General features: G+C 70.0%; 19 protein-coding genes. 9 read left to right on the forward strand and 10 right to left on the reverse strand.

The window, feature by feature from the left end:
• Positions 1–13 precede the first annotated feature (13 nt).
• The 3 genes from HHL11_RS12810 to HHL11_RS12820 are packed head-to-tail and all read right to left on the reverse strand — an operon-like array spanning position 14 to position 2,444.
• On the reverse strand, positions 14–802 hold the full coding sequence (locus HHL11_RS12810; protein ID WP_169418750.1) for an SDR family NAD(P)-dependent oxidoreductase: 789 nt from the start codon (positions 800–802) through the stop codon (positions 14–16).
• Positions 803–835: 33 nt separating this feature from the next.
• Complete coding sequence (locus HHL11_RS12815; RefSeq protein ID WP_169418751.1) at positions 836–1,747, reverse strand: sugar ABC transporter substrate-binding protein; 912 nt, start codon at positions 1,745–1,747, stop codon at positions 836–838.
• A gap of 10 nt (positions 1,748–1,757) precedes the next feature.
• A complete protein-coding gene (locus HHL11_RS12820) occupies positions 1,758–2,444 on the reverse strand; it encodes a hypothetical protein (protein WP_169418752.1) in 687 nt (228 codons plus the stop codon).
• 75 nt (positions 2,445–2,519) lie between these two features.
• Here HHL11_RS12820 and HHL11_RS12825 point away from each other — a divergent pair, with 75 nt between their 5' ends.
• The 3 genes from HHL11_RS12825 (at position 2,520) to HHL11_RS12835 (ending at position 5,344) form a co-directional block, all read left to right on the forward strand.
• Positions 2,520–3,437, forward strand: a complete 918-nt coding sequence (locus HHL11_RS12825) for a LysR family transcriptional regulator (RefSeq protein ID WP_169418753.1) — start codon at positions 2,520–2,522, stop codon at positions 3,435–3,437.
• 105 nt (positions 3,438–3,542) lie between these two features.
• Positions 3,543–4,505 carry a Bug family tripartite tricarboxylate transporter substrate binding protein gene (locus tag HHL11_RS12830; protein ID WP_169418754.1) on the forward strand — a complete coding sequence of 321 codons (963 nt, stop codon included), beginning with the start codon at positions 3,543–3,545 and terminating at the stop codon, positions 4,503–4,505.
• 68 nt (positions 4,506–4,573) lie between these two features.
• Positions 4,574–5,344: a transporter substrate-binding domain-containing protein gene (locus HHL11_RS12835; RefSeq protein WP_169418755.1), complete on the forward strand. Its 771-nt coding sequence runs from the start codon at positions 4,574–4,576 to the stop codon at positions 5,342–5,344.
• Here HHL11_RS12835 and alkB read toward each other — a convergent pair whose 3' ends face one another.
• Entirely contained in the window at positions 5,345–5,992 is a 648-nt protein-coding gene (gene alkB, locus HHL11_RS12840) for a DNA oxidative demethylase AlkB (protein WP_169418756.1), read from the reverse strand.
• Between the two features lie 12 nt (positions 5,993–6,004).
• Here alkB and HHL11_RS12845 point away from each other — a divergent pair, with 12 nt between their 5' ends.
• Positions 6,005–6,487 (forward strand): P-loop nucleotide/nucleoside kinase family protein, encoded by a 483-nt coding sequence (locus tag HHL11_RS12845; RefSeq protein WP_169418757.1) that lies wholly within the window; start codon positions 6,005–6,007, stop codon positions 6,485–6,487.
• Positions 6,484–6,609 (forward strand): hypothetical protein, encoded by a 126-nt coding sequence (locus HHL11_RS34630; protein WP_281068670.1) that lies wholly within the window; start codon positions 6,484–6,486, stop codon positions 6,607–6,609. Before HHL11_RS12845 ends, HHL11_RS34630 begins: the two co-directional genes overlap by 4 nt.
• Here HHL11_RS34630 and HHL11_RS12850 read toward each other — a convergent pair.
• The 6 genes from HHL11_RS12850 to HHL11_RS12875 form a co-directional block, all read right to left on the reverse strand.
• Positions 6,606–7,247: a phospholipase D family nuclease gene (locus tag HHL11_RS12850; protein WP_240980065.1), complete on the reverse strand. Its 642-nt coding sequence runs from the start codon at positions 7,245–7,247 to the stop codon at positions 6,606–6,608. The genes HHL11_RS34630 and HHL11_RS12850 overlap by 4 nt on opposite strands.
• A gap of 46 nt (positions 7,248–7,293) precedes the next feature.
• Positions 7,294–8,112 (reverse strand): ParB N-terminal domain-containing protein, encoded by an 819-nt coding sequence (locus HHL11_RS12855; RefSeq protein ID WP_169418758.1) that lies wholly within the window; start codon positions 8,110–8,112, stop codon positions 7,294–7,296.
• Positions 8,113–8,163: 51 nt separating this feature from the next.
• Complete coding sequence (locus tag HHL11_RS12860) at positions 8,164–12,456, reverse strand: DEAD/DEAH box helicase (protein ID WP_169418759.1); 4,293 nt, start codon at positions 12,454–12,456, stop codon at positions 8,164–8,166.
• Positions 12,457–12,845: 389 nt separating this feature from the next.
• Positions 12,846–14,072: a beta-ketoacyl-[acyl-carrier-protein] synthase family protein gene (locus HHL11_RS12865; RefSeq protein ID WP_240980066.1), complete on the reverse strand. Its 1,227-nt coding sequence runs from the start codon at positions 14,070–14,072 to the stop codon at positions 12,846–12,848.
• 2 nt (positions 14,073–14,074) lie between these two features.
• Positions 14,075–14,317, reverse strand: coding sequence for an acyl carrier protein (locus HHL11_RS12870; protein ID WP_169418760.1), 243 nt, complete (start codon positions 14,315–14,317; stop codon positions 14,075–14,077).
• 22 nt (positions 14,318–14,339) lie between these two features.
• The gene (locus tag HHL11_RS12875) at positions 14,340–15,236 is read right to left on the reverse strand and encodes an alpha/beta hydrolase (RefSeq protein ID WP_169418761.1); all 897 of its coding nucleotides are present in this window, start codon (positions 15,234–15,236) and stop codon (positions 14,340–14,342) included.
• A 133-nt stretch (positions 15,237–15,369) separates the two neighbouring features.
• Here HHL11_RS12875 and HHL11_RS12880 point away from each other — a divergent pair, with 133 nt between their 5' ends.
• The 4 genes from HHL11_RS12880 to HHL11_RS12895 are packed head-to-tail and all read left to right on the forward strand — an operon-like array spanning position 15,370 to position 18,415.
• Positions 15,370–16,614 (forward strand): alpha-hydroxy-acid oxidizing protein, encoded by a 1,245-nt coding sequence (locus HHL11_RS12880; protein ID WP_205964269.1) that lies wholly within the window; start codon positions 15,370–15,372, stop codon positions 16,612–16,614.
• A gap of 30 nt (positions 16,615–16,644) precedes the next feature.
• The gene (locus HHL11_RS34825; protein ID WP_169418763.1) at positions 16,645–17,574 is read left to right on the forward strand and encodes a DnaJ C-terminal domain-containing protein; all 930 of its coding nucleotides are present in this window, start codon (positions 16,645–16,647) and stop codon (positions 17,572–17,574) included.
• Positions 17,571–17,912: a hypothetical protein gene (locus HHL11_RS12890; RefSeq protein ID WP_169418764.1), complete on the forward strand. Its 342-nt coding sequence runs from the start codon at positions 17,571–17,573 to the stop codon at positions 17,910–17,912. The genes HHL11_RS34825 and HHL11_RS12890 overlap by 4 nt, the downstream gene beginning before the upstream one ends.
• Before the next feature lie 41 nt (positions 17,913–17,953).
• A complete protein-coding gene (locus HHL11_RS12895) occupies positions 17,954–18,415 on the forward strand; it encodes a cupredoxin domain-containing protein (RefSeq protein WP_169418765.1) in 462 nt (153 codons plus the stop codon).
• Positions 18,416–18,447: the final 32 nt, after the last annotated feature.

The raw sequence follows: 18,447 nt of genomic DNA on the forward strand, positions 1-18,447 counted from the left end.
CGTTGTTTGCCGCTCAGGAAGCGGTCGCGCCGCTGTCCACCAGCTCGATGCGCCCGGTGACGCGGCGCGATTCGTCGGACGCCAGGAACAGCGCCATATGGGTCAGGTCCTCGATCTCGATCATGCCGAGAAGGTGCGACGGCACTTCGGGGCGGTGATGGCGATTCTTCTTGTCGAAGATGCGGTGGTTCGGAAAGTCCTGCTGGAACCGCGTCATGCGCGGGCTGATGACGACGCCGGGCGCGATGCAGTTCACCCGGATGCCGTCGGGCGCGTACTCCACCGCCATCGAACGCGTCAACGCGATCACGGCACCCTTGGCCGCGGTATAGCAGTCGCGCCCGGCGGTGCCGATCGTCGCGTTGTAGGAGGCCGTGTTGATCACCGAGCCGCCGCGGCCCGCCTTCTGCATCTGGCGGATGCCGAACCGGCTGGACAGGAAGGTTCCCAGCAGCTCCAGCTTGATGCAGCGCCAGAATTCGGCCATGTCCACCACGGTCACCATGTCGTCGTGCGGCGTGGAGCCGCCGGCGTTGTTGTAGAGGATATCGAGGTGGCCGCCGAAAGCCTCCGTGCCTTCGGCGACGGCCTGTTCCACCGAGGCCTCGTCCGTCACGTCGCAATGCACGTACCTGGCCTGGCCGCCGGCGGCCACGATCGTCTCGGCCACGTCGCGGCCGCGCGCCGCGTCGAGCTCCGCGACGACGACCGCTGCACCTTCCCTCGCAAAGCGCAGGGCGGCCGCCGCGCCTATGCCGGCGCCTGCACCGGTGATGAACGCGACCTTGTCTTTCAAACGCATGAATGTCTCTCTTTGAGTGAATGAATCGGGGGCTCAGGCCGCGGCGGGTTCGGCGGCGCTGGCTACGGTCTGGTCCCAATCGGGGCACGAGCGCTGCTCGTAGGGCTGGTCCCAGTCGGCCGCATTGCCGGCGTCGATGAGGTCCGGCACGAGGTCGATGCGGCGCGGCACGCGCTCGCCGCGCAGGTGGCGCAAGGCCATTTCGACGGCGAGGCAACCGAAGCGGTGGGTGTTGAAGGAGGCGGTGGCGACGAGCCGGCCCGCGCGCACCGCGGCGATCGCGTCGGGTGTACCGTTGATGCTGGCCAGCGCCACGGCGCGCTGGCGGGAGGCGAGCGCTTCCAGGGCGCCCATCGCCATCAGGTCGTTGGCGGACAGGATGGCGTCCAGCTCCGGCTGGCGATCCAGCAACTGCAGCGCCGCTTCGCGGCCTGGCGCATGCTGGTAGTAGCCGCAGGCGGTGTCCACCAGTCGCATGCGCGGGTACTGCGCCAGCGCCTGCTCGAAGCCGCGGCGGCGTTGCGGTGTGGTGATCGATCCCGGGTGGCCGTCGATGAACGCCACCCTGGCGTCGGGCCGCAGCCGGCGCAACACGTGGTGCGCCAGCGAGGCCGCCATGCGCGTGTCGTCCGAGCCGATGAAGCCTGCCCAGTGGCCGGTGCTGGGCTCGCTCACGAACAGTACCAGCGGGATGGCGGCGGCGTTCACGCGCGCGATGGCGCCGTTCACCTCCGTCGCATGCGCCGGCAGCAGCACGATCGCATCCGGCCGCTCGGCGATGGCTTCGTCCACCAGCGCGGACTGCTCCTGCGGGCTGTCGGGCGTCGCCGGCGCCCGGTGGTCGATGGTGCAGCCCAGCCGCTGCGCAACCTGCCGCGCGCCGACGAGGGCGCCGCCATAGGCGGGGTTCGTATGGTTTTTCAGGATGATGCGAAGGTGTTCCAAGGGCAGGGTCTCACTGGGGATGGCGGGCGGAAAAGCAAAGCCGGTAGACGGCGAACTGCGCGGGGCGGCGGCACGCCGTGGCGTCCTGGGCGGCGAGCAGCGCGTCTTCCGCGGCCTGCTGGCTGTCGGCATCGAGGAGCAGGGCCCAACGGACCTGCGCGTCCGGCCGGCCGCGCAACGCGAGTTCGGTACTGGGCGGAGTCGCCTCGCCAGCTTCGGCGGCGATGGCCGTGACCCGCAGCACGCCGGCCAGCGCGCGCAGGCGCTCGCACAGGCCTGCCGCATCCTCGAGCTCGCTCGCATCCGACGCGGCCAGGGTGGCCAGGTGGCCGCCCCGGGCGCGTCCGGCCTCCGCCGCGATGGTGCAGGCGGTGCGGCACATGTTGCGGAACTGGCGCATCGCCTCGCGGGTCCAGGGCGTCGGCGCATCCACGCGCGCCTGGTAGGCGGCGCTGCGCAGGACCGCCGGCGCGGCCAGCCGGTAGCTGCCGAAGAATTCGGCGCCGTTGCCGGCCACCCGCTCGTAGCGGCGGGCGTCCAGGAAGCCGGGCACCGCGAGCCGCTCGAAGTGGTGCTCGCGCGCATACCAGTCGCGCACCGCCGCGGCCTGCCCCGGCGCGACGTCGTGCCAGATGGCCAGCATGCCGGCCGGCGCGCGGCTCGCGCTCTGCTGCTGCAAGGGGATCGTGGCGTCCATGGGCCCGGATGCTCCGCTTGCGATGCTTAACTGTCCATTCGCTAATATTCCCCAACCGATAACTGGAAGTTTGGAATGGAACTCAACCTGCGGGACTTGCGCTACTTCGAAATCGCGGCGCAGGCGGAGCACCTGGGGCGCGCCGCGGAGGCCATTGCCCGCAGCCAGCCGGCCTTGACCAAGGCCATCCGCAGGCTGGAGCAGACGGTGGGCAGCCCGCTGTTCGAAAAGTCCGGCCGCGGGGTCCGCCTGACCCCGGTGGGCCAGGTGCTGTTGCGGGAGGCCGGCCAACTGCGCGTCTCCGCCGACGAGGCGCTGCGCCACGTCGCGGATTTCTCCCAGGGCCTGGCCGGCCTGGTGCGGATCGGCAGCGGCACGGTCACCGTGGGCTCGCTGCTGTCGAAGGTGTGCGGGCTCCTGCTCGAACAGGCGCCGCAGGCACAGGTCAGCATCGAGCTGGGGGCCAGCTTCGACCTGCTGGAGCAACTGCGCCAGAAGCGGCTGGACCTGGTCGTCGGCCTGCTGCCGCCGGAGAAGGACGGCGACTTCGTGCGGCATCCGCTGGCCGTCGACGAAGTCGTCGTGGCGGCACGCAGCGGCCACCCGATCTTCAAGGCCAGGCGCGTCACGCTGCCGATGCTGCTGGAGCACGGCTGGGTGCTGCCCAAGCCGGAGACGCCGAGCCGGCAATGGCTGGACGCCGCCTTCAGCGCGCGCGGGCTCGCCGCGCCGCGCGTGCAGATCGAAGCGAACTCGGTGCCGCTGCTGCCGCAATTGATCGCGAGCACGGACCTCCTGAGCTTCGTGCCGCGCCACGCGATCGCCAGCGAGCGGAGGGCGCGCCTGCGCGAGGTGCAGCCCTCGCTGCTGTTGCTGCGCCGCGAGCTGGGCGTCACGGCCCGCCGGGAGGGCTACTTGTCACCGGTGGCGCAGCGGCTGCTCGGGCTCCTGCAGCAGGAGGTGCCGGCCCTGCTGACTTCCGGTGCGGAGTGAATCGCCTGGGTTGTTTGACAAGTTCTGGATTCCATTGACAGGTTCGCGGGACGGTTCGGACAATGAATCATCTGTCACTCGTCACCGCCTTGAAGGGAGCAAGCAATGATCAGAACAATCGCAGCGCTGCTGGCGCTGGGTGCCGCGTTCGCCTGCGGCGCCCAGACCGCCTGGCCCGAACGGCCGGTGACCGTCATCGTGCCCTTCCCGCCGGGCGGGTCCACCGACACCGTGGCACGCGCGCTGGCGCAGCAGCTCACGCAGCGCCTGCACCAGACCTTCCTGGTCGACAACCGGCCGGGCGCGACGGGCGCCATCGGCGCGTCGCAGGTGAAGCGCGCGGCGCCCGACGGCTACACGCTGATGGTGTCCTCGCTCGCCACCTACGTGATCACGCCGCACCTGCAGAAGGGCCTGGGCTACGACGCCACCCGCGACTTCGACTACATCACCATTCCGGTCCAGGCGCCCAACGTGCTGGTCGCCGCGCCGCAGAAGAAGGCGCGCACGGTCGCCGACGTCATCGCGGAACTGAAGGCCAGGCCGGGCAAGGTGCCCTTCGCCAGTTCCGGCAACGGCGCCTCGGACCACCTGTCGGCCGAACTGTTCTGGCAGCAGACCGGCACCGACGGCCTGCACGTGCCCTACAAGGGCGGCGCGCCCGCCATCAACGACCTGCTGGGCGGCCAGGTGGACTACTCGTTCCAGAACGTCAACGCGGTGTTGCCCTACATCCGCGCCGGCAAGCTGCACGCGATCGCCGTCACCGGCAGCAAGCGCTCGCCGGTGTTGCCCGACGTGCCGACGCTGGCCGAAGCCGGCGTGCAGGGCGCGGAGGTCTATTCCTGGCAGGGCCTGGTCGCGCCCAAGGGCCTGCCGCCGGCCGTCAAGGAAAAGCTTGCCGCAGCCGCCGTCGCGGCAGTGCGCGATCCCGCGGTGGCCAAGGTCTTCACCGACCAGGGCATGGAAATCGTCGGCAACTCGCCGGCGGAATTCACCGAGTTCCAGGGCCGCGAGTCCCTGCGCTGGAAGAAGCTGATCGAGACGCGCAAGATCACCGCGGATTGAAACCGGCGGGCGGGATGCGCCTGGTGTTCCTACAATGGCCCGGCCCACAACACCGGAGACATCCCGCCATGCGTTTTGCCCGTGTTCTCGCCGCCCTCGCGGCCCTGGTCCTTCCCTTCTGCGTGCTTGCCCAGGACGCCTCGCGGCTCGACGCGGTGCAGAAGCAAGGCAAGCTGCGCGTCTGCACGCCGGGCGACTACAAGCCCTTCAGCCTGGCCAAGCCGGATGGCAGCTTCGAAGGCCTGGACGTGGACCTGGTGCAATCGGCCGCGAAGGCGCTGGGCGTGCAGGTCGAGATCGTGAAAACCGGCTGGCCCACGCTGATGAAGGACTTCGTCGAGAAGTGCGATGTGGCCATCGGCGGCATCTCGGTCACCCTGGACCGGCAGAAGACCGCCTTCTTCACCGACGCCTACATGGTCAACGGCAAGGCGCCGATCACGAAGTGCGAGAACGTCAAGAAGTTCCAGACCGTCGCCGACATCGACAAGCCCGAAGTGACCGTCATCGAGAACCCGGGCGGCAGCAACGAGCGCTTCGCGCGGGCCAACTTCAAGAACGCGAAGATCGTCATCTTCAACGACAACACCACCATCTTCGACGAGATCCTGAAGGGCCACGCCGACGTGATGATCTCCGAGTCGGTGGAGACCATCGCGCAGGCCAAGGCGCGCCCGGGCCTGTGCGCGGTGAACCCGGACAAGCCGCTGCAGTACGGCGAGATGGCCTGGCTGCTGCCGCGCGGCGACGCCGCCTTCAAGGCCTGGATGGACCAGTGGCTGCACCTGGCCAAGGCGACCGGCGAGTACGACCGGGTGGTGGACCGCTGGCTGCGCTGATCACCCCGCCTTGCGGAAGGTGAGGTTGATGCGCTGGCTGCCAAGCAGCGGATGCGGCGCATCCTTCACCGGCGACACGCCGTGGAAACGCAGGCGGTCTTCGCCGCCCCAGACGACCACGTCCCCATGCTGCAGCGGCACCTTGGCAGTGCGATCCGTCCGCGCCAGTCCACCGAACAGGAAGGTGGCCGGCATGCCCAGCGACACCGACACGATGGGCGCGCCGTAGTCGCGCTCGTCGCGGTCCTGGTGCAGGCTGAGGCGCGCGCCCGGCGCGTAGCGATTGACCAGGCAGGCGTCGGGCGCGAAGCCTTCGAAGCCGGCCGCCGCTGCGGCAGCGCGCGCGAGCTGCAGGAATGCGTGGGGCATCGCCGGCCACGGTTGGCCGCTTTGCGGGTCCTGCGCCGTGTAGCGGTAGCCGCGGCGATCCGAAGTCCAGCCCAGCGAACCGCAGTTGGTGAGCGCCACCTGCATGGTGAAGCCGCCCGGCGTGACCAGGTGCCGGAACGGCGCGGCCTGCAGGATGCCGTCCAGCGCCGCCAGCACCGCATCCACGTGGTCCAGCGCAAAGCCGCGCAGCACGCAGGCCTGCGCGCCGATCATCTCGGTGCGGCGCGGCGCGTCGGCGAAGAGTTCCAGGTTATTCATGACAATGGGCGGATGTCCGAGACTACTCTGCATTTCTTCTGCGGCAAGGCCGGCGCCGGCAAGAGCACGCTGGCCCAGGGGCTCGCGCAAGCCGAAGGCGCCATGTTGATCAGCGAAGACGTCTGGATGGCGCGCCTCTACGGTGACCAGCTGCAGACTTTCGATGACTACGTCCGGCTGTCCCGGCGCCTGAAGACCGTGGTCGGGCCGCTGGTCGTGGAGCTGCTGCGCTCGGGGCGCAGCGTGGTGCTGGACTTCCCCGCGAACAACCGCGCGTCACGCGCGTGGTTCCGTTCGGTGATCGACGAGGCCGATGTGCAGCACATGCTGCACTACGTCGAGCGCACGGATGCGGCTTGCCTGCAACAGATAGTCCGGCGCAACGCGGAGCGGCCCGAAGGCTCGCACCACCTCACGCCGGAGCAGTTCGCCCAGATCTCCTCGTTCTTCGAGCCGCCGGAAGTGGCCGAAGCGTTCGACGTCCGAAAGCGTTGACGCCGCCGCTGGGCGGCCAGGCCGAGGGGCCGCTGTCGGCCGCGGCCGACGCCTTCCTCGGCCGGCTGCTGCTGCACCTGCCGCAGACGGCGGTGCAGGACATGTCGAACGGACCGGCTTAGTACGCCGGCTCGAAAGCGCGCCCCTGCTTCCAGTTGCGCTCCCAGTGGGCGAGGTAGCCCCGGGCCAGCTGCGGGTTGTTCCACAGCACGATGACGTTCTCGCTGTTGGACTTGGCCGCCGCCTGCGTGTAGTTGAAGCTGCCGGTCTGCACCGTCGCGCCGTCGATGACGAGCGTCTTGTCGTGGTGGATCGCGTAGACGTCGATGGTGCGCACCGCGATGCCGGAGGTCACCAGCGCGCTCAGCGCCGCATGGGCCTTGCCGCTGCGGTCGGCCTTGATGTTTTCCTTGTAGTCCGCCACCACGGCGATGTCGACGCCGCGCTTGTGCGCGGCGATCAGCGCCTCGACGATGGGCGCGCTGGTCAGCGCGTAGGCCAGCATGCGGATGTCGTGGCGGCTGGAGCGGATCGCCTTGATCACCAGCCCTTCGGCGCCTTCGCGCGGCGAGAAGGCGAATTCCACCTGGCCGGTGCCGGCCACGGTGGTGGAGCCGGGCTCCAGCGCGCTTTCCACCGCGGATTCGACGGCCTTTTCCAGCGGGCTCTTGCGTGCGTGCGCGGCGGGCCCGAAGGCAAGGGCTGCGATGGCTACGGCGGCCAGGCAAAAATGCCGCCGGTTTTCGATACTTCCTGTCATTGCGCGCAAGCGTAGCGTCCGCGCGCCGCGCGAGGCGTAACCAGGATCAGGATTCGGCGCGCTCGGCGTTTTCGCGTTGCAGGCGTGCCACTTGCTCGCGCAGCGCCATGTTCTCGGCCACCAGCGTGGCGATGCGCTGGCGCAGCGTCTCGACCGATTCCTCGGGGACGGGCGCTGCTGCTTCTTCCGTCTCGGCTGCCGGTTCTTCGGCCGCCGGCTTCTTGCGCGCCGCACGCACGCGCTTGGCCGCTTCCTTCAGTTCTTCCTTGCCGGCGGCGGCCGCGGCCACCTGTTCCTCCAGCGGCAGGCTGGCCACCGTGGCCGCTGCATTGATGGAGATGGTGCCGGCCTTGACCGCGGCCACCACTTCGGGCGCCGCGCTCTTCTGGATCTTCTCGATCTGCATCACCTGCGCGCTGCTCAGGCGCGCGGCGCGGGCCAGCGCTTCGCGCGTCTCGGGCACTTCGGCCGGCGTGGCTTCCGCGGGCGCCGGCGCGGCTTCCTCGGCGGGCGCGGGCACCGCGGCCTGCTGCCGCGCCTTGCGCTCGGCGCCGATCTCGCGCTTGCGCAGCGCCAGCACGCCGCGCTGGAAGTCCGACAGGCTGCGGCGGCCCAGGTGCTGGTCGATCATCCAGAGGTACACGTCCTCGATGGACTGGAAGCGCGTGTTCTGCACCGTCTGGAAGGGCAGGCCGTGCTTCTGGCAGATGGAGTAGCGGTTGTGGCCGTCGACCAGCACGTCACCCCACACCACCAGCGCGTCACGGCAGCCCTCTGCCAGGATGCTGCGCTCCAGGGCCTGGTACTCGTCCGGCGTCAAGGGTTCGATGTAGGCTTTGATTTCTTCGTTGACGACCAGGTCCATGCGGGAAGTTGCTGCGCGTTGTTGGGTGGGGGACGCGCATTTTAGGAGGCCTCAGGAAAGCCCCGGCGGCGGCAGGATGTAACTGGCCGGCTGCTGGCGCCGGATCAGCAAATTCTTCACTTCCCACTGCGCCGCCGGCTCCAGCGCCTGCAGGTAGCGGACGTCGCCGCCGCTTTGCACCGCGACCGGCACGCCGCCTTCGAACAGCAGGCGGTTGCCGGGCAGGCGCGGCACTTTCTCGCCCGGCGTCAGGATGCCGGCCAGGTTCAGCGGGTCGACCGCGGAGATGGCCACGCGCTCGCGGCCCGGCGTCCTGGAAATCCTGCGCAGCGCCGTCGCGGCCTCGGGCAGCGCGAACTGCTCGCCGGAGAAACCGCTGACGAAGCGGCCGCCGCGTACCTCGCCGCGCGCTTCCAGCCGGCGCAGCACGTAATAGAGCTCGCGCCAGGGCGGCAGGCCTTCCTCGCGCTCCAGCAGCTTGCGGAACAGCACGCCGTAGCGGCGCAGCAGCACGCGCGCGATGTGCTCCACGTGCGGCGCGGCCAGCGCGCCCGGCACGGGCTCCACCGGACGCGGGCTGCGCGTCAGCGACCAGCGGCCCGCATCGTCGATGGGGTCGCGGTTCCTGCGGCGCAGCTTGTTGCGCTTGTCCGATGGCATCACCAGCGTGCGCAGGCCGGCGAAGGAGTCGCAGGTGACGAGGCCATGCGCCACCAGTTCCGACAGCGCCTGTTCCACCTGCGTGCCCAGCATGCGCGCGTCGCGCTGCAGGTCGGGGAAGAAGCTGGCGCCATGCTGGCGCAGCAGGTCCAGCACGACGCGGGCGGGGCCGGACAGCACGGACTCGTCGACCGGCGTGGCGCCGGCGGCCTGCTGCCAGTGCGGCATCGCGTCGCGCTCGCACAGCAGCACCGGCGTGCCGCGGATCGGGCCCGACTTGCGCGCGGCGGCCTCGCCGCCTTCGGCCGGGCGCCACCAGGCGACGCGGCCGACGGCGCAGAGGCGGTCCAGCATCGCCGGCTGGTAGTCGCCCACGCGCGCGGGCAGCAGGTCTTCTTCCCAGGCGCCCGCAGGTGCGGCATGGCCTTCCAGCTGGCGCAGCACGTCGGCCAGGCCGGCTTCGCCCTGGCGGCGCTCGTCGCCTTCGCTGCCGGCCAGCTGGTGCCACTGGAACAGGAAGCGCAGGAACTGCGCCGGCGGCACCGGCTGGATCTCCGCGCGCAGCTTGTCGCGCGTCAGGCGGTGGATGCGGGCCAGCAGGCGGCGGTCGCACCATTCGCTGGCGAGCGGCGACGTGAAGGCGCCGCGCATCACCGCGCCTTCGGCTTCGAGCGTGAAAAGCACGGGCAGTACTTCGTCCGCGCCCAGGTCCAGCGGCGCGCCCAGCGCTTCGGCCGTCACCGGCCCGAGCAGGTCGAGGCGGCCGCGCAGCAGTTCGCGCAGGGCATCTTCGCGCGTGGGCTGCGTGCCGTTCACGGCAGCAATCGGTGGGGACAGCAGCGCGCCCGGGAACACAGCCAGCATCTCGTGCAGGCGCTCCGCAGCCACGTAGAGCGCGCCTGCGGGCGTCTGCAGGCGCGTGATGCGCCGCTGCTGCGCCAGCGCCTGCGCGAACTCCAGTTGCGGCGCTTCGTCCACGGCGAGGAAGCCGTGCACCACCAGCGCGTCGTGCAGTTCCTCCGCGCTTTCGATTTCCGGCCAGGCATCCTCGCGCACCTGCGCGATCGCCTGCGGGTCGAGACGGCCGACGTCCTGCGCCGACTGCAGCTCCGAAATGGGCTGCGTGCGGACCGCCTTGGTGCGCCTCTCTTCCGCCGCGCCGTCGTCGAGGAAGGCGAAGGGCCGCGCGTTGAGGATGGCGTGCGACAGCGGCGAAGGCGTCGCCAGTTCGCGGGTGCTGACCTCCACCTCGCCGGCCTCGATGCGCTTCAGCAGCGCCACGAAGCCTTCGGCATCCATGGTCTCCTGCAGGCAGTCGTGCAAGGTCTGCGCCACCAGCGGATGGTCCGGGATCTCGCGCTCGCCCACCAGGTTCTCGGCGCAGGCGATCTGGTCGGGGAACACCACCGTCAGCAGGTCTTCGGCGTCGGAGCGCTGGAACTGCGGCGGCACCTTGCGGCCGCCGTTCATGCGGCGCACCGCGAGTGAGGCCGTGGCGTTCCAGCGCCAGCGGGTGCCGAACATCGGCGCGTCCAGCAGCGCCTGCACCAGCACGTCGCGCGCAGTGGCGGACTTCAGGTAATGCCGCACTTCTTCCAGCGCGAAGCTGTGCGTGGGCCCCAGCGACAGCACGATGCTGTCCTCCAGCGCGCTGGCCTGCAGTTCGAAGTTGAACTTGCGGCACATGCGCTTGCGCAGCGCCAGGCCCCAGGCCTTGTTGATGCGCGAGCCGTAGGGCGAGTGGATCACCAGGTGCGTGTCGCCGACCTCGTCGAAGAAGCGCTCCAGCACGATGTGCTGGCGGCTGGGCAGCACGCCCAGTGCCTGCCAGGCCGAGGCCAGGTACAGCGCGAGCTGTTCCGCCGCGGCCAGCGGCAGGTGCAGCGCATCGCGCAGCCAGGTTGCGCAGGCCGGCACGCCGCCGTCGGCCAGCAGCCGGTCGGCGGTTTCGCAGACGCGCGACACGGCTTCGCACAGTTCGTCGCTGCGGCCCAGGGTCTCGCCCAGCCAGAAGGGCATGGAGGGTGGCAGGCCCCTGGCGTCTTCCACCATCACCTTGCCGGTTTCGATCTTGGCGATGCGATAGGAGGTGTTGCCCAACTGGAAGATGTCGCCGGGCAGGCTCTCGAAGGCGAAGTCCTCGTTGAGCGTGCCCACCTTGTGGCCCTCGGGCTGCAGCACGACGTCGTAGTCGAACTGGTCGGGGATGACGCCGGCGTTGGTGACGGCGGCCAGGCGCGCGCCCTTGCGGGCCCGCAGCATGCGATTGACCGCGTCGTAGTGCAGGTAGGCGCCGCGGCGGCCGCGGCGGGTGCTGTAGCCGTCGGCCAGCATCTGCACCACCTGCTCGAATTCGTGCAGCGTGAGCGCGCGATAGGGCTGCGCGCGCTTGAGGGACTCGTACAGCGCATCCAGCGGCCATTCGCGGCAGGCCGTTTCGGCGACGACGTGCTGCGCCAGCGCGTCCAGCGGCTTCTCGGGCACGCGGATGCGATCGAGCTCGCCGCGGTCCACGGCGTGGAGCAGGGCGGTGCACTCCAGCAGGTCGTCCAGTGCCAGCGGGAACAAGCGGCCCTTGGGGATGGCGCCGATCGCATGGCCGGCGCGGCCCACGCGCTGGAGGAAGGCGTTGACGGCGCGCGGCGAGCCCATCTGGCAGACGAGGTCGATGTCGCCGATGTCGATGCCCAGCTCCAGCGAGCTGGTGGCTACCAGCGCCTTCAACTCGCCTTGCTTGAGGCGTTGTTCCGCATTCAGCCGGTGCTCGCGCGCGAGACTGCCGTGGTGGGCCGTGACGTGCTCTTCGCCCAGGCGCTCGGCCAGGTGGCGCGCCACGCGCTCCGCCGTGCGGCGCTGGTTGACGAAGATGAGCGTGGTGCGGTGCTGCACGACCAGCTCGGCGAGGCGGTCGTACAGCTCGGCCCAGACCTCGGTGGGCATCACCGCGCCCAGCGGCGAGCGCGGCACTTCGATGGCGAGGTCGCGCTCGCGGATGTGGCCGGCGTCGATGATGGCGATGGGCTCGTCGCGCTGGCCCAGGAGGAACTGCGCCATCTCCTGCAGCGGCTTCACGGTGGCGGACAGGCCGATGCGTACCGGCGGCGCCGTGCACAGCGCTTCCAGCCGTTCCAGCGACAGCATCAGGTGCGAGCCGCGCTTGCTGCCGGCCACCGCATGCAGCTCGTCGACGATGACGCTCTTCACGGATTTCAGCATCGCCCGGCCCGACTCCGAGCCGAGCAGGATGTACAGCGACTCCGGCGTCGTCACCAGGATGTGCGGCGGCGCGCGGCGCATGCGCTCGCGCTCGGCCTGCGGCGTGTCGCCGGTGCGCACGGCGCTGCGGATGCCGGGGTCGGGCAAGCCTTGCGCGGCCAACTGTGCGCTGATGCCGGCCAGCGGCTCCTGCAGGTTCTTGCGGATGTCGTTGGACAGCGCCTTCAGTGGCGAGACGTAGAGGACGTGGACTTCGTTGCTGAGGCCGGTGGACAGCCCCTCGCGCACCAGTTCGTCGATGGCCGACAGGAAGGCCGCGAGCGTCTTGCCGGAGCCCGTGGGCGCGGCGATCAACGCATGGCGGCGCTGCGAGGTGACGGCCCAGGCCTGCTCCTGGACTTCCGTGGGCTGGCCGAAGCGGCCCTCCAGCCAGGCGGAGACGGCCGGATGGAAGGGCAGGGTCTTCATGGAAGTGGCCATATGCGGTCGAGGACGCCAGTTTCAACCTTGCAGCGGCCCTAGCACAACGGGCTCTCGTGCCTTTCACACAGGTCCCGTGGAGAACGCTGTGGAGAAGCATGTGCAGAGCTCTCGCAAGCCGCGCCGGCATTGGCTTCCGACACGGTGCCTGTTCCTTGGGCAGCTGCTTGCGTGTCACTGACGGCAACAATTTTCTTTTGCGGCCAAGGGTTTTCGGAAGCTCCTTCCCTTAACACACCAGCCTCCCGGCGCTTCCCACAGCGCACGTGGAGAACGTTGTGGACAAGCATGTGCAACACGCGCGCAAGCCGCGCCGGCATTGGCTTCCGACACGGTGCCTCTTCCTTGGGCACCTGCTTGCGCGAGCCTGACGGTGCTCAAGCCCGGCTGAAGACCAGCGCCGTGTTGCTGCCGCCGAAGGCAAACGAATTGCTGATGGCATGGCGCAAGCCGGGCTTGCGCATGCCAGGGCCCAGCACATGCCCGAGACCCGCGCAGGCGGGGTCGATCTCGGCGAGGCCATGCGTAGGCGGCAGTTCGCCGGTGCGCAAGGCCTGCACCGTCCACACCGCTTCCAGCGCGCCCGCCGCGCCCAGCAGGTGGCCATGGGCCGCCTTCGTCGAGCTGAAAGCGAGACCGGGTGCCGCATCGCCCCAGACCTGCCGCAGCGCCTCGCATTCCACCGGGTCGCCGGCCACGGTGCCGGTGCCGTGCGCATTGCAGTAACCGATGTCCGCCGGCGCGAGCTGGCTGGCTGCAAGAGCTGCGCGCAGCGTGGCCGCCTGGCCGCGGGCGTCGGGATTCGTGAGGTGCACGGCATCGCAGCGCATGGCGCTCCCCGCCAGCCACGCCAGGGGCGCGCGGGAATCGCCGGCGCTATCGCTCTCGCGCTTCAGCACCAGGAAGGCGGAACCTTCGCCCAGCGCGAGGCCGCTGCGTTCGCGCGCAAAGGGCCGGCAACTGCGCGCGATGTCGGCCTCGTCCGCGGGCGCCAGGGCGCGCAGCGCGTGCCACGCGGCCAGCGTTCCGCGCACCAGCAGCGCTTCGGCGCCGCCGGCCAGCGCGATGTCGACCTCGCCGCGGCGCAGCGCATGGGCGGCCTCGGCGATCGCGACGGCGCTGGAGGCGCAGGCCACCGCATAGGTCAGGACCGGACCCCGCACCCCCGTGTGAAGCGCGATCACCGCCGCCGCACCATTGACCATGCCCGCGGGCACGGTGAGCGGGTGGATGCGGCTGCCGCCGTACAGGGCCGCGTACCCGGCGTCCATCGTCGCCGCACCGCCCATGCCCGTGCCGACGTAGAGGCCCACGCGTTCGGGCTCGGCCCAGGACGCGAGGCCTGCATCGGCCATCGCCTGCCGCGCGGCCACGAGCGCCATCTGGCTGACGCGCTCGGTGCCGACCTGTTGCAGCTTGCCGAGGTAAGGCGAGACGTCGAAACTCGCACGCGCCACCGGCAGGTCCGGCAAGCCTTCGCACTGCATGCGCTCGAACGCGCTCTCGCCTTGCAGCAGGCGGGCCCAGGCGGCGTCCACGGAATTGCCGAGGGGACTGACGATCCCCATGCCGGCAACGGCGATGCGCTCAGCGGGCGCGGCCAAGGTTACGCCGCCTTCGCTGCGCAGAGCTCGTCCAGCAGCCCGGCGAGCCCGCGCAGGTTCGTGACGGTCGTGGCGGCTTCATCCGGCACCTGCACGTGGAACTCGTCTTCCACCGCGAACAGCAGTTCGGCGACCGTGAGCGAGTCGAGGTTGTAGTCGGCGAAGGGCGCATCCGGGTCGACGTCGGCCGGCGGCACTTCGAACTCGCGGTGAATGATCTGCTTGAGGGTTTCGATCGTGTCCATGGGTTTCCTCCGATGAGTGTCTTCAGCCCGCCGCGACGGCAGGCGTGCGGCTTTCTGTCCCTGCGCACGCTGCGACGTGAGCGGCCAGCCGCGCGGCCACGAGCTGGCGGTCGTTGTCCGCGGTGATCATGTGATAGCTGTCTTCCAGCACCGTCATTTCCAGCAGCTGGCGAGGCGCCCGCGACACCGCGGCCTGCACGCTGGACAAGCTGCAGATCTCGTCCTCCCGCGCATGCACGACGAGCGTGGGGACGGCCAGGCCGGCGAGCCAATCCGCGGCGTGGCTGGAGATGCGTTCGCTCTCGCGCACCGCCTGCAAGGACACGCGCGGCGGTCCGGCCAGCGTGGCGTCGCCGTTGGCCATCTGCTGGCGCACCCATTGCCGCAGCCGCTCGTTCTTGAGGCCGTAGGGATGCCGCTCCTCCATGAAGAAGCGGCGCTCCAGGCGCAGCAGGTAAGCCAGCGAGCGGAAGCGGTACCACCAGGGCAGGCCCCAGCCGTCGTAGGCAAGAAGGGGCGAGAGCAGGGCGAGCCCGCGAACCCCGCGCGCCTCGCCACGCGCCGCGATCGCAAGTGCGAGCACGGCACCGGTGCAGAGTCCGCCGATCACCACCGGTCCGTGGCGCTGCGTGATGCTTTCAACCAGGCCGGTCGCGCTTGCGAGCCAGTCCTGCCAGCGGGCAGCCGATGACAGCGAAGACTGGCTGTAGCCCGGGATCTCCGGCGCATGCAACACGACGCCGTGCCGGCGCAGCGGATGCGAGAGCAAGGCGAATTCCTTGGGGCTGCTGGCCAGGCCGTGCAACAGCACGAGATGGCGCGGCGTGGTCGCGGGAAGACTCGTCTCTCGATCCAGGATTGAGGAGGGAAGCACTGGTGCGGCGTCGGCGATGTAGCGGGACGGGAGAACATTCTGCATGCCTTCCGCGCCCTGGAAACAGCCGGGTCAGGGGGCGGTCAGCGAGTGCGACGCGCGGTATGTTTCGGCCCGCAGCCGGTGTCCGCGCCATTGCCCTACACGGCCGCCGCCGCGGCCGCGGGACACTCGCAAGGTGACCCACCGCAGCTCCGTCGCCCAGCTGGATGGCTCGCCGCGCCGGCGCTACTACACCGGAAGCAACCTGCAGCGGGCCGTAACCGTGGAGGACTTGCGCGCCATGGCGCACAGGCGGCTGCCACGCTTCGTGCTCGAATACCTGGAAGGCGGCGCCGAAGAAGAGGCGAGCTTGCGCGCCGAGCGCGCAGCCTATGCGCGCTGGCGCTTCACGCCGCGGCAGCTGGTGGATGTCTCGCAGCGTACGCTGCAAGCCGATGTGCTCGGCAAGCCAGCGCCCATGCCGTTGGCGATCGCGCCCACCGGCTTGAATGGCTTGTTCCGCCGCCATGGCGATCTCGAACTGGCGCAGGCCGCCGCGCGCTTCGGCGTGCCGTTCGCACAGAGCACCATGTCCAACGACAGGCTCGAAGAGATCGCGCGCATCCCCGGGCTGCGGCACTGGTGGCAGCTGTATGTGTTCGGCGGCGACGAGGTGTGGCAGGAGTTGCTGCGTCGCGCCGACGCCGCGGGTTGCGAAGCCTTGCTGCTCACGACCAACGCGCAGATCTTCGGCAACCGCGAGTGGTCGACGCGTGCGCAGGCGACGCGCACGATGCCCACCGTGTCGACGGCGGCGAACGCGGCGCTGCATCCGCGCTGGCTCGCTTCGACCTTGTGGCCGCACGGGCTTCCGGGCTTTCCCAACGTGGTCGATTTCATCCCGAAAGATCACCGCGGTTTCTTCCAAACGGCGTTCTGGATCCGCGACCACCAGCCGCAGTCGCTCAGCTGGCAGGACGTCGAGCGCATCCGCCAGCGCTGGAAGCGGCCCTTGCTCGTCAAGGGCATCCTGCAGCTCGACGATGTGCGTCGCGCGCTGGATGCCGGCGTCGACGGCGTGGTGCTGGGCTCGCACGGCGGCCGCCAGCTGGACTGGACCGTCTCCGCGCTGGACCTCGTGGCGGCCGCGCGGCAGATCACGCAGGGCCGCATCGCGCTGCACGTCACCGGCGGCCTGCGGCGCGGCACCGACCTGCTGAAGGCCATCGCGCTGGGTGCCGACACCGTGCTGGCGGGCCGGGCGCCGCTGTATGGCTTGTGCGCGGCGGGCACGGAGGGCGTCCTGCGCGCGCTGGAGATCCTGCACCAGGAAGCGCACGACGCGCTGGGGCTGCTGGGGGCGCGATCGTGCGGCGAGCTCGGGCCCGAGTTTCTCGCCGGGCCTTTCGATGACACCGTTGCGGCGCGTGCGGTCCTATGATGAGGGCACCCCGGCCCAAGCGGAGGATGCGTGAAGTACAAGGACTACTACGCGGCACTCGAAGTGCCGCGCGATGCCGATGCGGACACGATCAAGAAGTCGTACCGCCGGCTGGCTCGCAAATACCACCCGGACGTCTCCAAGGAGACGGATGCGGAGGCGAAGTTCAAGGAGCTCAGCGAGGCCTACGACACGCTGAAGGATCCGGAAAAGCGCGCGGCCTACGACGCGCTGGGCCAGCGCCGCTCCGGCGAGGACTTCACGGCGCCGCCGGATTGGCGTGAGCACTTCGGCGGCGGTGGCGCCGGTGGCTTCCAGGGCTTCGAGGACCTGGACCTCGCGGACCTGCTGGACGCATTGCGCGGAGGCGGTGGCGCCGGCCGGGCCGGTCCACGGCACGCCATGCCGCGCGACGGCCAGGACTTCGACGTCGCCGCGCAGATCGGCCTGGAAGACGCGCACCGCGGCACGACGCTCGAACTCCAGCTGCAGCGCCCCGAAGGACCGCAGACCCTGCAGGTGACCGTGCCGGCGGGCGTCACCGAAGGCCAGAAGCTGCGCCTGCGCGGCAAGGGCAGCCCGGGCCGCAACGGCGGCCGTGATGGCGACATCTACGTGCACGTGAGCCTGCTGCCGCATTCGCGCTATCGCGTGCATGGTCGCGACCTGTACTTCGATCTTGCGCTCGCGCCTTGGGAAGCTGCGCTGGGCGCGGAAGTCCCCGTGACGACGCTGGATGGCGACGTGCTGCTGACGGTGCCCCCGTCCACGCATTCGGCGCAGAAGCTGCGCCTGCGCGGTCGCGGGCTGGGCAACGCCACCACGCGCGGCGACCTCTATGCCGTGATCTACGTCGACGTGCCGGCCAAGCTGACCGAGCAGGAACGCAAGCTGTTCGAAGAGCTCGCGAAGGTGAGCAAATTCGATGCGCGCAGGAGCCAGGAGGAGCGGCAGTCATGAGCAGCGTAATGGAACACCTGGCGGCCGACGACGACCGCGTCCTGGCGGCGAAGGACTTCGCGCACATCAGCGGCATGCAGGAGTCGGAAGTCCGCGAACTGGTGGGCTACCAGCTGCTGCCCGCGAAGCTGGACACGAGGACGGCGCTGGCGCTGAAGGAGGCGAACCGCCAGCGCAAGGCCTTCGACCTGGACCTGTTCACCACCGGCCTGCTGGCGCGCTACCTGCTGCGCATCGAGGAGCTGGGCGAGGAGGTGCAGCATCTGCGCGCCGAGCGTCCGGCCTGCACCGTGTACACCGAGGTCTCGTTCACGTCGGTGCAGGTGCGGGGACGCTGAGCGCTTGACTTTCCCACGGAGGCAAGGTGCAGGATGCATCCATGACTGCACGACACGTTCTCCCAGCGCTGGCTGCTGCCCTGATGGCCGCAGCCGGCATCGCGTCGGCCCACGGCGACGACCATGATCGGACCGCGTTCGGCGAGCCGGGCGACCCCGCCCAGGTGTCGAGCACGATCCAGGTCGGCATGAACGACGGCATGCGCTTCCTGCCCGCGACCTTCACCGTGAAGAAGGGGCAGACGGTGCGCTTCGTGGTCCGCAACGACGGCAAGCTTCCGCACGAGATGGTGCTGGGAACCAGGGCGGTCCTGAAGGAGCACGCGGAGATGATGAAGAAGCATCCGGGCATGGACCACGCCGATGCCAGCATGGCCCGCGTGGCGCCCGGCAAGAGCGGTGAAATCGTCTGGCGCTTCACCCAGGCCGGCGAGTTCGAGTTTGCCTGCCTGCAGCCCGGGCACCTGGAAGCCGGCATGGCCGGCAAGGTCGTGGTTCGCTAAAGCTCCTAGCACAAGCGCGTGACAGCGATTCC

The organism is Ramlibacter agri (genome assembly GCF_012927085.1).
Taxonomy (GTDB): domain Bacteria; phylum Pseudomonadota; class Gammaproteobacteria; order Burkholderiales; family Burkholderiaceae_C; genus Ramlibacter; species Ramlibacter agri.